The sequence below is a fragment of the Nonomuraea spiralis genome (assembly GCF_014648435.1).
Taxonomy (GTDB): Bacteria; Actinomycetota; Actinomycetes; order Streptosporangiales; family Streptosporangiaceae; genus Nonomuraea; species Nonomuraea spiralis.
This window is the reverse complement of sequence record NZ_BMRC01000004.1, coordinates 340,084-353,827: the sequence shown is the minus strand read 5'-3', so window position 1 is coordinate 353,827 and position 13,744 is coordinate 340,084. Positions and strand designations below refer to the sequence as shown.

Annotated in this window: 12 protein-coding genes; 6 read left to right on the top strand and 6 right to left on the bottom strand. The window is 69.4% G+C overall.

From position 1 onward, the window contains the following. Positions 1–270 precede the first annotated feature (270 nt). Both IEZ27_RS11960 and IEZ27_RS11955 read left to right on the top strand, forming a co-directional pair. Complete coding sequence (locus IEZ27_RS11960; RefSeq protein ID WP_189647230.1) at positions 271–771, top strand: SigE family RNA polymerase sigma factor; 501 nt, start codon at positions 271–273, stop codon at positions 769–771. After that, complete coding sequence (locus IEZ27_RS11955; protein ID WP_189647229.1) at positions 768–1,592, top strand: hypothetical protein; 825 nt, start codon at positions 768–770, stop codon at positions 1,590–1,592. The genes IEZ27_RS11960 and IEZ27_RS11955 overlap by 4 nt, the downstream gene beginning before the upstream one ends. 442 nt (positions 1,593–2,034) lie before the next feature. On the opposite strand, the gene IEZ27_RS11950 is transcribed toward IEZ27_RS11955, so the two are convergent. Next, positions 2,035–2,289: a hypothetical protein gene (locus tag IEZ27_RS11950; RefSeq protein WP_189647228.1), complete on the bottom strand. Its 255-nt coding sequence runs from the start codon at positions 2,287–2,289 to the stop codon at positions 2,035–2,037. A gap of 1,004 nt (positions 2,290–3,293) precedes the next feature. Continuing rightward, positions 3,294–4,115, bottom strand: a complete 822-nt coding sequence (locus IEZ27_RS11945; RefSeq protein WP_189647227.1) for a TetR/AcrR family transcriptional regulator — start codon at positions 4,113–4,115, stop codon at positions 3,294–3,296. Between the two features lie 100 nt (positions 4,116–4,215). Between IEZ27_RS11945 and IEZ27_RS11940 the strand changes: the two genes are divergently transcribed. Then, the gene (locus IEZ27_RS11940; RefSeq protein ID WP_189647226.1) at positions 4,216–4,920 is read left to right on the top strand and encodes a hypothetical protein; all 705 of its coding nucleotides are present in this window, start codon (positions 4,216–4,218) and stop codon (positions 4,918–4,920) included. 546 nt (positions 4,921–5,466) lie between these two features. On the opposite strand, the gene IEZ27_RS11935 is transcribed toward IEZ27_RS11940, so the two are convergent. Then, a complete protein-coding gene (locus IEZ27_RS11935) occupies positions 5,467–6,582 on the bottom strand; it encodes an epoxide hydrolase family protein (protein WP_189647225.1) in 1,116 nt (371 codons plus the stop codon). 63 nt (positions 6,583–6,645) lie between these two features. Here IEZ27_RS11935 and IEZ27_RS11930 point away from each other — a divergent pair, with 63 nt between their 5' ends. Together IEZ27_RS11930 and IEZ27_RS11925 are read left to right on the top strand one after the other, a co-directional pair. Beyond that, complete coding sequence (locus tag IEZ27_RS11930) at positions 6,646–9,264, top strand: ATP-binding protein (protein WP_189647224.1); 2,619 nt, start codon at positions 6,646–6,648, stop codon at positions 9,262–9,264. Between the two features lie 88 nt (positions 9,265–9,352). Continuing rightward, complete coding sequence (locus tag IEZ27_RS11925; protein ID WP_189647223.1) at positions 9,353–9,901, top strand: hypothetical protein; 549 nt, start codon at positions 9,353–9,355, stop codon at positions 9,899–9,901. Here the strand turns inward: IEZ27_RS11925 and trpS are convergent. Next, positions 9,890–10,870 (bottom strand): tryptophan--tRNA ligase, encoded by a 981-nt coding sequence (gene trpS, locus IEZ27_RS11920; protein ID WP_189647222.1) that lies wholly within the window; start codon positions 10,868–10,870, stop codon positions 9,890–9,892. The genes IEZ27_RS11925 and trpS overlap by 12 nt on opposite strands. Positions 10,871–11,157: 287 nt before the next feature. Between trpS and IEZ27_RS11915 the strand changes: the two genes are divergently transcribed. Beyond that, positions 11,158–12,027 (top strand): permease-like cell division protein FtsX, encoded by an 870-nt coding sequence (locus tag IEZ27_RS11915; protein WP_189647221.1) that lies wholly within the window; start codon positions 11,158–11,160, stop codon positions 12,025–12,027. Between the two features lie 522 nt (positions 12,028–12,549). On the opposite strand, the gene IEZ27_RS11910 is transcribed toward IEZ27_RS11915, so the two are convergent. Both IEZ27_RS11910 and IEZ27_RS11905 read right to left on the bottom strand, forming a co-directional pair. Beyond that, positions 12,550–13,080, bottom strand: a complete 531-nt coding sequence (locus tag IEZ27_RS11910; protein WP_189647220.1) for a MarR family winged helix-turn-helix transcriptional regulator — start codon at positions 13,078–13,080, stop codon at positions 12,550–12,552. Further along, a complete protein-coding gene (locus IEZ27_RS11905) occupies positions 13,077–13,661 on the bottom strand; it encodes a hypothetical protein (RefSeq protein WP_189647219.1) in 585 nt (194 codons plus the stop codon). The genes IEZ27_RS11910 and IEZ27_RS11905 overlap by 4 nt, the downstream gene beginning before the upstream one ends. Positions 13,662–13,744 lie beyond the last annotated feature (83 nt).

The window sequence follows — 13,744 nt, the reverse complement described above, 5'->3', positions numbered from 1 at the left end:
ACGCAGAGCCGCCAGGGGCCTCATTTCGCCGTCTCTGCCGGAACCACAGGTTCTCGGCGGTGAAGCTGAAAACAGCGATCGGAAAGTAGGCGGCGGACCTGCCGGTGTCGTCAGGGCTCTTGGAGCCAGAACGGTCCGGGTGAAGGCACGACGGCCTCATCGCTGCGCAGGAACCCGTCAGGCCGGCTGGACTTCAGTACGAACACCTGTCATCCGTACGTGCCTCCCAGGTTGTAGTCATCGCCGGAGACGACGAGACGGAGATGACTGATGAACGACGGGTTCGCCAAGTACGTGGCGCATCGCCATCTACGGCTGTGCCGGATGGCGTACCTCCTTACCCGGGACTGGGGCGCGGCCGAGGACCTGGTGCAGACAGCGCTGGCCAAGGCATGGGTGGCCTGGCGACGGATCGAAGGCAACCCCGATCCGTACGTCTATCGCATCATCGTCAACACCCACGCCACCTGGTGGCGCCGACTGTGGCGCGGTGAGGTGCCGGTCGAAACCCTGCCCGATACGGCCGTCCCGCAGGACCACGCCGCCGCCGTGGAGGACCAGGCGGCGCTGTGGAAAGCCATCGTCGCCCTGTCGCCACGCCAGCGGGCGGTGATCGTCCTGCACTACTTCGAGGGACGGACGCTCACCCAGATCGCCGACATCCTCGGCTGCTCGCTGGGAGCGGTCAAGAGCCAGCTCGGCAGGGCCCTGACCCGTCTGCGCGTCGATCCGGACATCCGCACCATGAACCTGGAGGAGCTCCAGCGATGAGGCACACGGAGAGCAACCTGCGCACGCTCTTGGACACGTACGCCCACGATGCGACCGGTAGGGAACCGGTCGCCCATCTCGACGTGATCCTGCGCCGAGGTCGCCGGATGCGGCGGACTCGGCGTTCGCTGAACCTCGGGGCGGCGCTGGCCGTCGCCGCCACCGCCGTCACCGCCGCCGTCGTGCTGACGGGCCCCGATCGGACAGACCAGGCAGCGGCCGCCCAGCCGCCCAACTCGGCGCGGATCGAGACGCCCCCCGAACTGCCCGAGAAGTTTCTCGTGGTGCGGGGTGCCGAGAGGTTCACGCTTCCCCTCATCCACTCCCAGCGCTTCGGTACGACAGGCGTCCGCCAGACCGTGACGTTCACACCGACAAGCGTCTCCACCGGATACAAGGTGGTTTGTGCTGATCCCCGAGCCTGGGTTGTCGTCTGGATCTCGCTCAAGGGCGGTGAATCGGGCGGCACGTCCGGGCGGTGCGGAGCCGGGGTGGGAGGCCACCAGGACCGGTTGTCGGCGCCCGCCAAGTGGCTCAAGGGCCGGCAGACGATCCAGGTATGGGTCTTCCCCTCGGACGCCCCCGTCGTCAAGGTCGCCGAAGAGCTCGGCCGCTGCCGGGCGTTCACGAAGACGACGGATACGTGCGACGAGCAGGCGGCCAGGGTCTCGCTTCCCCGCCCGGACGTGCTGGAACGTCTCTCGGCGGAGGTCGGCGAGCAGCCGGGCGGGTGGTCGGTCGGCGTCTACGATCGCCCAGCCGCCGACCCCACCGCGACCTCCGACCCCACCGCCGTCGAACGCGGCCGCCACACTTCCTGACCCCAGAGGCGCGACGATGGGAGGGCGGCTCGCCCGCCGGGGGCACAGGAAGAACGTCCCACCATGAGCGGAGAGCCGAAGAGAGGCATAGGCGCCGAGCACGACCGGAGACCCGTTCCCGTCCAGGCCGCCGAATTGATCTTGCAGGGATCGAACGGGACGCGGCGCGTCGCCGTACTTCCGGCCCTCCGCCCGCCCGCCGTCCGGGCGTGCGGCCTGGGGGCCGGTATCCGCCGGCGGCGGGACACCGGGCCGGGCACCGCACGCCGGCACGGCCGCGCCGCCGCACAGATGCAGCCCGTACGGACGATCTCGAACTTCAGTGAACGAGGACGAACGGCGAGGCGGTGGACGTCTACGTACACTCACGGAGGTTGTTTGGGGCCTTGTAGCAGAAGTCAGGGATTCGAGCTCTCCCACCGAAGCGGAGGCCGGTGCCGCTTCAGGTTCGTTGACGGGCGTTGTTCCGTCGCCGGTACTTGGATTTCATCCACGACAGCCGTTCAACGCGGTCCTGTTCCTGGTCGCAGCATGGACACTGGATGTCCATCTCGAGCCGGTCAAGGGCTTCTGTCCCGTACTCGTCGACCATGAACTCCACCGTGCTGCGATACAGGCGGGCGAGTCTGTGGCGCCGTCTTCCGTACCGGGCGAAGTACTGGTCGATGGCGGTCACAACATCCATTTCCAAGGTCACGTCCGCTCCTCTGCCGGGGGTGCGATGAGCTGACCATGATCGCGGGTACCCCGCCCCGCCGGAAGGGGTGGAAGGCTCTGCAAGGTGATGGCTTCCTGGGCGTACAGCGTCGAAGGCGAACGACGGTGGAACGCAGCGGATGGGTATGCGATCAGTGCGGTGGCGTCCACTGGGCGCTGACCAGGATCGCGCTCACAGTTCCCCCTTGGAAGTCGTGTGTGCTCCTTGGGCCACGATGAGCGCTTGGGATGGCCGGTCGGCACGTTCCTCGGGTACGGCGCGCAAGTTCGAGGATGTTCCTGTCGAACCTCGTCTTGCTTCATCGCGTTCCTGATCGCCCAATTGGGAACGGAGTGGAGCAGCGTGAGCGAACGCCTGCGTAGCTTCCGGATCGTGGATCAACGTGGGATGCTCTCGCCATGACCGCGGTAGGGAGGAGATGAACGGTGCTCCATACAACCCCACCCACCGAGGCGGACAAGATTGACACCGTTCGTCTGTGTGGCACCCTTATTCTGCTGTTGGGTCTGGCTCTTTGCGGGGGAGCTCTGTTTATCGCAGAGGGTGAGCCTCCGTGGCAGGTTCTCGGAGTGTTCATGCTCGTGGTTCTGGTCGGGTTGACTCTTCGAATTGAAGCGGCTGTTCGTCACCGCTAACCACTCCACGCCCTCACATCTTGGGGCGGGGCTGAGGATTGGCAATTCACTTTTTGTGAGGCGGTTTCAGCACAGGATCCCGCCGTCCTCCGGGACACCACTGTAGGAGGCGGAGATGTTGATGCCGTATCCCTCGACCCGTCGCGGGCCTTGGCTTCTTGCGGGTGGGTAGTGAGAATCCTCTGCGCTGCCGGCAGCGGGATCAGGTCCTCTTATTCGGAAGTGATCAAGATCGGTATCCGGGTACGGGCCAGAGTGCTCGGCGTGCGGAATGAATGGGCCGACGCGGGGTGATGGGGCTCCCGCGTCGGCGACCTTCCGTGCGACGGGCCGGCTGTTGGGACGTTCTCACCGCTGAACGTGCGCCTCGATGCCGTCGAGGATTCTTGCGAGGCCGAATTCGAAGCCGTCGAGCGGGGTTTCGTCGGAGAGGAACATCGGGTCCTCCATGGCGTCCGCGACGGCGTTCAGGTTGCGGGAGCGGAGTTGGCTGTCCAGGAACACGCGGACCGCGCGTACCGCTCGTTGCTGATCAGGGTTCGCGCGGCGCAACGCGGCCGGTGTCGGAGTGTTGCGCCGCAGGTTGGCGCCGTAGCGGGCGTGGCTGTCCAGGAGGTACGCGCAGTTCAGCATCTGCTGCGCCTCCATGCCGGTCGACCCGAGTGCGGTGATCAGAGCATCCAGCCAGGCCGCGTTGTGCGGAGTCAGGGAGACGGTCGTCGGTACGTCCAGCAGCCATGGACGGGAGAGGAAACGTTCGAACAGCTGGCGTGACCACAGCGCGGCCGCCTCTCGCCAATCGTCGTCGGGCAGCGCGGGCGGGTCGCCCCAGGCGCGGTCGGCCAGGAGCACGATGAGCTCGTCCTTGGAGCTGACGTAGCGGTACAGCGCGTTGGTGGTCACGCCGATCCGGGCGGCCACCTTCGGCAGCGAGGCGGCGGCGATGCCTTCCTCGTCGGCCAGTTCCGTCGCGACCGCGATGATCTTCTCGACGCTGTGCGCCGGCTTCGGACCGCGCCGCCCCCCGGTGTCGACGACGCCCCAGGCCGCGGCCAGGCCCGGCGGCAGCGCTTCGAGGTCGGCGTCATCGATGTGCGCGCGATCGGACGCGATCTCGCGATCTCGCGTGAGGTCGCGTCCGGAGCTCTTGCGTGGGGTCATGGCCGGCATCCTCTCGAAGATCTCCCTTAAATAGTAGACGCCTTACACAGTTGTTGATACTGTGCATGCCATGAACACTTCATTACCGACACAGATTCACCTCCCGGCCGTGGCCCGTCGTTGGATCGGCTGGGCCGCGATCCTCGGCGCCGTCTTCGCGATGGCCGAACTTCCCCTCTACTTCGTGGTCCCTGCGTGTGACCCCCCGGCCTGCGGTGTCGAGACCGGCGCCCTCATGCCGGACTGGCTGATCCTCACCCGTACGCTCTTCAACTTCTTCGCGCTCACGCTGTTCCTGGTCTTCATGGCCGGGGTCCGGTCCCTGATCACGCGGGCCGACGCCCGGTACGAATGGTTCGGCGCGGTCGCCGGTACCGCCGGCGTGGCATGGACGATCGTCGACATGGTCGCCAAGGGGTTCGAAGGCAGCAGTGCCATCAAGGCCACCGAGTTGATCGACCCGACCCGCACCGTACCCACCTACCTGCTCTACGGTTCCATCAGCCACCTGATGCTGGTGGTCTTCGGTGTCGCCTTCGGGTACGCGGTGCTGCGCACCCGCGCACTTCCCCGGTGGGTCGGCGGGTCGTCGTTCGCCATCGCCGCACTGCACCTGGCCGGAGTGCCGTCGATGTTCTTCGGCTTCAATTCGTCGGAGTTCTACGCCTCCAACGGCTGGGGTGCGGTCGCGATGTTCAACGGCATCGCCGCGATGTGGCTGGCGGCCGTCGGTGTCGCGACGCTGAAGAAGAGGAATTCGCCGGCGTCGGGCTACATCGGCTCCTCGCGGGGGCGGGCCGATGTCAGGGTCTGACCTCGCTGTCGGTCGTTTCCCGTACGTACCTTGAGACCGGCCAGAGGGTTGCCGGTACGGCGGAGATCGTGGAGGTGCGGGCAGGATCGGGGCGACGAGCTCCGCTGAGATGAAAGCTTCAAGGGCCGCCGCGCCGTTCGGGCGTGAGGTCTGGGACCTGGGGGTGGTTCCGGACAGCGGTGGGACATCGGGGCCGGCGCCACGCGCCGGCCCCGATGTGCTGGTCGAACGCCCCGGTAAGGGGTGCCGCGCCGGACGGATCCAGCTCTCGCGATCGCCGCCGTACGGTTGTCCACCGTAGGTTGCCAGGGGCGGTCTTTCGGGGCCCGCCCTGGTCAACCTCGCTCTGGGCGTGCCCGCGAGCATGCCGCTCTGTTCAGAGTGGTGGCTGCTGACCGAATACCTGCCGATGGACTGCAGGAGTACGGACGACCTCGCCAAGCGGGCGGGGACTCGCGGCCTGGCTCGGTACGGCAACGCTCATCCCCCTCCCGTTCGCGATCTGCCTGGTACTGGTCTGACACCTGAACAAGGCGGGTGCCAGGGTCAGGCGCCGGCTGTGGAGGCCAGCGGGCCGAAGAACGCCCGTACGTCCGCCGCCAGCAAGTCCGGCACCTCAAGCGCCAGATAGGCGCCGCCGCGGTCGAGCTCGGTCCAGCGCTGGACGTCGGCGTCCCGGTCGGCGAAGCGGCGGATCGTGACGTCGTCCTTGGCCAGCAGTACGGCCGTGGGCACGGTCACCCGCGGCTTGGGGGCGTAGGCGCCCGGGTCGTGACCGACCTCGTAATAGAGGTTGGCGACCGAGCCCGCGGTGGCGGTGAACCACATGAGGCTCACCTCGGTCAGCACCCGGTCGCGGGAGAAGGCGTCCTCGGGCAGCTCGGCGGAGGAATCGGTCCACTCCTTGAACTTCTCCACGATCCAGGCGAGCTGGCCCACGGGCGAGTCGGACAACCCGTACGCGAGCGTCTGCGGACGGGTCGACATGATCTGGTTGAATCCCAGCCCGTCCTGCATGAAGTTCTGCATGATGCCGAGGCGTCGCTGTTCGTCGGCGGTGAACTCGCTCTCGTCCGGCGAGGGGAAGGCGACCCAGGCGTTGACGTGCACGCCCACCACCCGCTCCGGCGCCTGGCGGGCCAGCTCCAGGCCGAGGTTGGCGCCTCCGCCGCCGCCCTGCGTGCCGTACCGGTCGTAGCCGAGCCGGGACATCAGCTCGGCGAAGGCCGCCGCCGTGCGCGGGACGGTCCAGCCGGGCTCGGTGACGTATCCGGACAGACCGACACCCGGGCAGGTGGGGACGACGAGGTGGAAGTCGCGCGACAGGTCGTCGAGGACGTCGAGGAAACCGATCACGCCGCCCGGGTTGTCAGGCAGGAGCAGCAGCGGCAGCGCGGTCTCGGAGCTCGACCTGATGTGGAAGAAGTGGATGTTCTGCCCGTCGATCTCGGTGACGAACTGCGGGTGCTTGTTGTACTCGGTCTCGGCCGCCCGCCAGTCGAAGTCGTTGAGCCAGTAGTCGGTCAGCCCCTTGAGGTAGTCGAGGGGCACACCGCGACTCCAGCCCTGCCCGGCGATCTCACGGGTCCAACGGGTACGGCGCAGCCGTTCGTGCAGGTCATCGAGGTCGGACTGAGGAATGTTCACGCTGTAGGGCTTCATGTCGATAACGGTAGAAGCGTCCCTTTATCTCGGCATGAGTCATCGCATAGGTATGTTCGACCAATGTTGTGTGGGCGGGTTCATGAGTCGAAGATGCTCGATGCGTTGCTGGAGGGCGCGCGGGAGGGAGTCAGCGGCGCCCTGGTCGTGCGCGGGGAGCCCGGCATCGGCAAGACCGCCCTGCTCGGTCACGCCGACGGGAGCGGCGCCCACGTCCTGAGGACCACGGGCATCGAGGCCGAGGCGGAGTTGCCGTTCAGCGCGCTGCACATGCTGCTCAGGTCGGTGCTCGGCAGCCTGGAGCGCATCCCGGACCGGCAGGCGGCCGCCCTGCGCGGTGCCTTCGGGCTCGGCGAGAGCGGTACGGGAGACCGCTTCCTGATCGGGCTGGCGGTCCTGTCGCTGCTGTCGGAGCTGGCCGAGAACGGGCCGGTGGTGTGCCTGATCGACGACGCTCAATGGCTGGATCACGCCTCGGCCGAAGCGCTGCTGATCGCGGCCCGGCGGCTCGGAGCCGAAGGCGTGGTGATGGTGTTCGCCGCGCGTCCGGGGTTCGAGGCCAAGGGACTGCCCGTGCTGGAGCTGTCCGGCCTGGACGAGGCGGCGGCCGTGGAACTGCTCGACTCCGCCGGCCGCACCCTGCCCGCCGGGTTCCGGCAGCGGATCCTCGCCGAGGCTGCGGGCAACCCGCTGGCGCTCATCGAACTGCCCAAGTCGCACGGTCCCGCCGACGAACTCTCCCTCACCGTCCGCCTGGAGGAGGCGTTCGCCGCGCAGGCCGACGGGCTGCCGACCAGCGCCCAGGTCATGCTCCAGGTCGCCGCCGCCGACAGCACGGGTGAGCCGGGCGTCGTACTGGCCGCCGCCGGGGGGCTGGGCAGTACGCCGGAGGACCTGGAACGGGTGCTCGCGGCCGGGCTGGTCGTCCTGGGCGAGGGCAAGCGGCTGGAGTTCCGCCACCCCCTGGTACGCGCGGCCGTCCGGCAGCGTACGCCGCTGGCCAGGCAGTTGACCGTGCACCACGCGCTCAGCCAGGCCCTGGACCGTACCGCGGACGCCGACCGGAGCGCCTGGCACCTGGCCGTGGCCACGCTGGCCCCCGACGAGCAGGTGGCGGCCCGGCTGGAGGCGGCCGCCGCCCGCGCCCACTCCCGCAGCGGGTACGCCGCCGCCGCGGCGGCCTACGAGCGCGCCGCCGCGCTGAGTCCAGAGGTCGCGGACCGGGCGCGCAGGCTCACGCTGGCCGCCGAGGCCACCGAGTTCAGCGGCCGCTTCGACCGGGCCAGGGACCTGGCCGAGGGCGCCGGCAATCCCGACACGGAGCTGACCTCCCGATTGATCCGGGTACGCGCCTGCTCCGACTACGGCGAAGGACTTCTCACCGGAGCGCACGCGATGTTGTCGGCGGGCGTCGACCATCTGCGGGCCGCCGATCCGCGCTCGGCCGCCTGGCTCCTGCTCGACGCCGCGTCCATGATCTGGTTCGACGGGGATCGCGACATGGCCTGGCGCACCGCCGAACAGCTCGACGCGCTCCAGGTGCCGCCCGGCGACGAGGTCGTCCCGGTTCACCGGCTGTCGCGCTGGTTCATCGCCATGGCGCTCGGGCGGCCGGCTGACGGGCTTCCGCCCCTGGCCGAGGTCGTGGAGTCGGCTCGCGCGCTGGCGAAGGCCGACCGTCGCGGGCTGCTGCTGATCGGCGGGCTGGGCCTGGCCGAGTACGACGCCCGTACCCACATGCTGGCCTCCGCGGCGACCGCCACGATTCGGGCCGAGGGCATGGTCGGCCTGTTGCCGCAGGCGCTGACGTTCCTCTCCCGGGTCGAGTACGCGCGCGGCCGCCACGCCGAGGCGCGCGGCCTGGCCAGCGAGGCTGTGGCCATCGCCGACGACACCAGCCAGCCCGCGTGGGCGCGCCAGGCCGCCGGGCTGCTGGACCAGTACGCGGCGGTCCGGGGCGAGGCGCTCGACCCGGCCACGGCGCACCCGGGCGCGCTCGCCCTGCTGGATCTCGGCCAAGGACGCTCCGAGCAGGCCCTGCTCAGCCTGGAGTCGCTCGTCTACGGCCGGTCCCGAAACCGGATCCAGGCCATGCACCACGTCCCCGACCTGGTCGAGGCCGCGCTGCGCAGCGGCCGGATCGCCCGTGCCGTGGAGCCGTTCGCCCGGCTGGAGGCTTGGGCGGCGATGCTGGATCAGCGCTGGGCCGACGCCCTGGTCGCCCGATGCCGCGCCCTGCTGGACGGCTCCGGCGACCCCGGGGCGCACTTCCGCGCCGCGCTGGCCGCCCACGAACGTCCCTTCGACCGCGCGCGTACCGAACTCCTGTACGGGGAGTGGCTGCGCAGGGCCCGCCACACCGGCGAGGCCCAGGAGCAGTTGCGGGCCGCGCTGGAGGTCTTCGAACGCCTCGGCGCCGAGCCGTGGGCCGAGCGGGCGCGTACTGAACTGGGCGCCACGGGCTGGAGCGCGCCGCGCCGCACCGGCGCCGACCGATTCGTGCGGCTCACCCCGCAGGAACGGCAGATCGTGCAGCTCGCCGCCACGGGGTTGTCGAACCGGGACATCGCCGCGCACCTGTTCCTGAGCCCGCGCACCGTGGGCCAGCACCTGTACAAGGCGTTCCCCAAGCTCGGCGTCACCGCCCGCGGCCAGCTGGCCGACCTCACGCTCGACGAATAGCCCAGACGAACAGCCCAGCCGAACGAAACCACCCCCGCGATCGCAGGTGCGTGCCGGACGGCGATCCACGATCATGCTGTACGTGGCGATGCTCCGGTTACTGGCGATCGGCCTTCTCGGCGGCGTGGTGATGCCGCTCATGTGGCTGCGACGCGGCGAGGATTTCGAGCAGGCGCGGCTCAGTGCCCTGATCCTGCTGGAGGTGGGCCAGTTCATCGCCGTCCCTGTCGGGCTGGTGGCCGGCCTGGTGCTCGCCGCCCTGGGTTTGTGGTCCCGTCCTCCCGGCTTCGTGCTGGGGGCGGTCACGAGCGTGTTCGGTGTGATCGTCGCCGCGCTGGCATGGGCCACGATGGGCTGGATCGACGGAGATCCCCCCGGTATCGGGGATCCGGACGGCGAGAGCCTCGTGGCGCTCCTGGCCTTCGCCTCTGGTGTGGTCACGATCGTCGTCGGTCTCGCCATCGCCCTGGTTCGATGGTCCGGCTACGACCCGCGGGCCGCCCCCGTACGTCGAAGGGTGCGCGGCAGGGCGAGGAGGTCCCGGGTGGAAGGCGTCACGGGATCCGCGGGTGGGGACCGCCTCTGGGCGGGTTCAGAGGCGGTCGGGCGGTTCGGGGTGTCGCAGTCAGACGGGTAGCAGGCCGATGGCCTCCTTGGCCCGGCGGATCTTGGCGGTGGCCAGGTCGCGGGCCCGTTCGGCGCCGGCGCGCAGGGCCTTCTGGACGTGGCCGGGGTCTTCCGACAGGCGCAGGTAGCGGTCGCGGACGGGCGTGAGGGTGGTCACGACCGCGTCGGCCACGGCCTCCTTGAGCTCGCCGTAGCGGTTGAACCGGGTGGCCAGTTCCTTGGGGTCGCCGTGGGTGCAGGCGGCCAGGATGGCCAGAAGGTTGGAGACGCCGGGTTTGCGGTCCGGTTCGTACGCCACTGTGTTGTCCGCGTCGGTGACCGCGCGCATGACCTTGCGGCGGAGTACGTCCGGGGTGTCGAGCAGGCGCAGGGCGCCGCCGGGTGAGGCGGCCGACTTGCTCATCTTGTCGGTGGGGGAGGTCAGGTCCATGAGCCGGGCGGCCACCGGCGGGTTGACCGTCGTGGGCACGGTGAAAACGGGTGCATATCGGGTGTTGAACCGCTGGGCGACGGTTCTGGCGAGCTCCACGTGCTGGCGCTGGTCCTCGCCGACCGGGACCTCGTCGGTGTCGTACAGGAGGATGTCGGCGGCCATGAGGATCGGGTAGGTCAGCAGGGACATGCGTACCTGCTGCTGGCGGCTGGACTTCTCCTTGAACTGGATCATCCGCTGGGCCTCGCCGTAGCCGGTGGTGCATTCCAGCAGGTAGTGCAGCTCGGTGTGCTCGGGCACGTGCGACTGGACGAGGAACAGACAGGACTCGGGGTCCGTACCGGCCGCGAGCAGCAGGGTGGCGAACTCCAGGGTCCGCTGCCGGACGAGGGCCGGGTCGTGGTCCAGGGTGAGCGCGTGCAGGTCGGAGATGAAGACGACGGTGTCCGTGGTGGACTGCTGGGCGATGATCGGGGCTATGGCGCCGAAGTAGTTGCCGAGGTGCAGGTCGCCGGACGGGGTGAAGCCCGTGAGTCGTCGTGGCATCGGTGGAGCTCCCTCAGGTCGGGAGCCGCCTCACGTCCTGGGTCGGCCGAGGCACCGTGACACCGACGGGCCGCCCGGGACTGGGCGGCCGCTTGGTTCAGGTCTGCGCGGATGAGCAGTGCCGCCCTGTCAGGGGCGCCACCAGCCGAGAAATGAGTGGATCATCCGCATAACGCTTACGGTACCACCAGCTTCGGAGAGCTCGCGTCCTCGGGGTTGATGCGATCACGCAATTCCGGGAAGCGGTGTCGCGTTCCCGGAAGCCTGATCGCGGAATGAGGAGTTCGGTGAAGCGCTGGTTATGGCGGGTGGCGGTCGCGGCCGTCGTGGCATTCTCCGGAATGGCGGCGCAGGTCGTGCCGGCCGGGGCGGAACCTGTTCCCGGGAACGACCGGGAAATCGCGGTCTTCCTGTGTACGCCGTCCGCCGCCGATTGCGGCAAGCGGTACGCGACCGCGAAACAACGGCGGGACGTCGAGTCGTTTCTCAGGGCGCTGCCCGAGGTCACCGAGGTGCGGTTCGTGAGCCGGGAAGCGTCGTACCAGGCTTTGCGGCGGGAGTTCGCCGGCAGGGAGAAGGTGCGGGCCAAGGACCTGCCGGAGTCGTTCCGGGTACGGGTGACGGAGGCGGCCGATCGTCGGCGCATCGTGACGTCGGCGCGTTCGCGGCCGGGGGTGGCGCTGGTCGTCGACCAGGCGAAGCAGCAGGTCGAGGCGGCGTCCCCGTTCCAGCTGGTGGAGGTCTCGGTGTTTCTCTGCGGTCGAGATTCGTTCGATGCCGGATGCCGGCATGGGCGGGGCAAGGCGAACAAGGCGGACGCCACCGCCAAGGAGAAGAAGGCGATCGTGGCCTTCATCGAGCGTATTCCAGGGCTCGAATCGTACGAGTTCGAGGACCAGAAGACGGCCTACCGGGTCTTCTCCGAGATGTACGCGGCAAATACGGCGTTGGTCGAGGCCACCAGGGAGTCGGACATGCCGGAGTCCTATCGGCTGCAGATGCGGCCCGGCGTACGGTGGGGTTCTTCGCGTACCCGGCTGGCGGGGATGCCGGGGGTCAGTCAGGTGTTCGACTACGGATGCATGCAGGAAGACCTGAGGCTCCTGACGGAATACGGGCTCCGAGGAATCGCGACCGCGACCAAGGGGTGTGATTAGCCGCGGCGGTCGTCGTTCGAGCGTTTTGTTCAAGACCGGGAAGTGGCGCGCGGCCGAGACTGCGCTCATGTCTCAGCAGACCTTCACCCCAGCCCTCGGCCGCCTCGGTCTCACCCGCCTGTACGACTCCGTCGTCGCCCTGACGCGCGAGCGGCTGTGGCGCAGCCCGGTGGCCATGCACGTCGCGCCGCGGCGGCCCGGCCGGACGTACGTCCTCCTCGCGCAGGCCACGCAGGTCGGCGGCCGGGGTGATCCCGGCGCCGCAGCGCTCGCGCAGCGCGGACGCGAACGAGCACTGCGGTTCGACGAACCACATGCGTACGATCGGCGCCCCCGGCATGCGGTGCCGCACCATGGGCGGGATGACCAGGGCCGCGCCGCGGTGAGCCGTCCCGTGCTCGTCGAGGACGACCACCTCGCCCTCCACGGCGGCGGTCACCTGGAAGGCGGCGTGACGGTGGAGGGAGTTGTCGGACGACGGCCCCTCGTACGCCGCATATCCGTCGCCGATGACGAAGCGCGTCACGATTCCGGGGCGGCGGGCTCGGGCCGGCGTCCGCGCGGGGCGGCGGAGCGGGGCGGACGGGTGCGCATGTGGTCGCGTACGCGGGTCATGATGTCGCCGAGCCGGTGGACGTCCTCGTCGGACAGGGGATCGAACAGCAGACGGCGGGAGAGCCGCACGTGGCCGGGCAGGACGCGGTCCAGCACGGCCCGGCCCTCGTCGGTGATGGTGACCAGGGTGGCGCGTTCGTCGTGCGGGGTGGCGCCGCGCGTGACGAGCCCGGCCTTCTCCAGCTGGGCGGCCTGGTAGGTCAGGCCGCTGCGGCTGTAGACGACGCCGTCGGCCAGCTGGGTCATGGTCAGGGGGCCGGGGGCGTGGTGGAGGCGGGCCAGGAGGTGGAACTGCACGTGGCTGAGGCCGCCGTCGGCGCGTAGCTGCTGCTCCACCTGGTGTTCGAGGAGGCTGACGGCCTCGCGGAGCACGAAGTAGGCCCCCAGCTCCCGCGGCTGGACGCCGTCCTCGTCGTCGGCCTGGTGGGGGTTCGTCACGTCCAGCGGGCCCGCTTGAGCACCCCCGGCAGCCCGTACGTGTTCCAGACGTCCACCACCAGGATCCTGGACTTCGGCAGGAACCACTCGCGCTGGGTCCACTTCGCCGTCGTACGGCCGGTGTTGTTCGTCACGCACCTGTTCGGCCAGGTGCTGTACTGGGCCTTGTGCCCGGCGCCGACCGGCCGCAGCCCCCGGTAGGACGCCTTCTCGCCGGGATACCAGCTCTGGTTGGAGTTGAACGGGCAGGGGATCACGCCGCTGAACGGATGGAACTGCTGCTTCCCCGTGTACGTGACGGAACCGCCCCCGACGGGCACGTTCGTGTACTCCTTCGGCCCGAAGATCCAGAAGCTCTCGCAGTCGGGGGCGAACGGCTCGGCCTTCTTGCACAACAACCCGGTCACCACCACGACGTGGTCCCCCTCGCGGCGTACCTGCCAGTCGGCGGGGATCGTCAAGGTCATGCCGCGGAAGGAGAGGGTCCTGGCCTGTCCGCTGGAGGAGGCCGAGGCGGGCGCGGCCGCGGGCAACACGGCGGCGGCCGTCAGAAGGGCGAGGAGGGGAAGGCGTTTTCTCATGGTCAGGAAGGTACGCACCCCCGCTTGCGGCGGGCTGGCCATCCACTTGGAGCACGTCCGCCGCGGGTGGGTATGGGGTAAAG

What these genes read in the sequence shown, in the direction of transcription:
- IEZ27_RS11960 (WP_189647230.1), top strand. Translation starts at nt 271, where the DNA reads ATGAACGACGGGTTCGCCAAGTACGTGGCGCATCGCCATCTACGGCTG.
- IEZ27_RS11930 (WP_189647224.1), top strand. Translation starts at nt 6,646, where the DNA reads ATGTTGTGTGGGCGGGTTCATGAGTCGAAGATGCTCGATGCGTTGCTG.
- IEZ27_RS11945 (WP_189647227.1), bottom strand. Translation starts at nt 4,115, where the DNA reads ATGCCGGCCATGACCCCACGCAAGAGCTCCGGACGCGACCTCACGCGA.
- IEZ27_RS11935 (WP_189647225.1), bottom strand. Translation starts at nt 6,582, where the DNA reads ATGAAGCCCTACAGCGTGAACATTCCTCAGTCCGACCTCGATGACCTG.
- trpS (WP_189647222.1), bottom strand. Translation starts at nt 10,870, where the DNA reads ATGCCACGACGACTCACGGGCTTCACCCCGTCCGGCGACCTGCACCTC.
- IEZ27_RS11925 (WP_189647223.1), top strand. Translation starts at nt 9,353, where the DNA reads ATGCTCCGGTTACTGGCGATCGGCCTTCTCGGCGGCGTGGTGATGCCG.
- IEZ27_RS11905 (WP_189647219.1), bottom strand. Translation starts at nt 13,661, where the DNA reads ATGAGAAAACGCCTTCCCCTCCTCGCCCTTCTGACGGCCGCCGCCGTG.
- IEZ27_RS11955 (WP_189647229.1), top strand. Translation starts at nt 768, where the DNA reads ATGAGGCACACGGAGAGCAACCTGCGCACGCTCTTGGACACGTACGCC.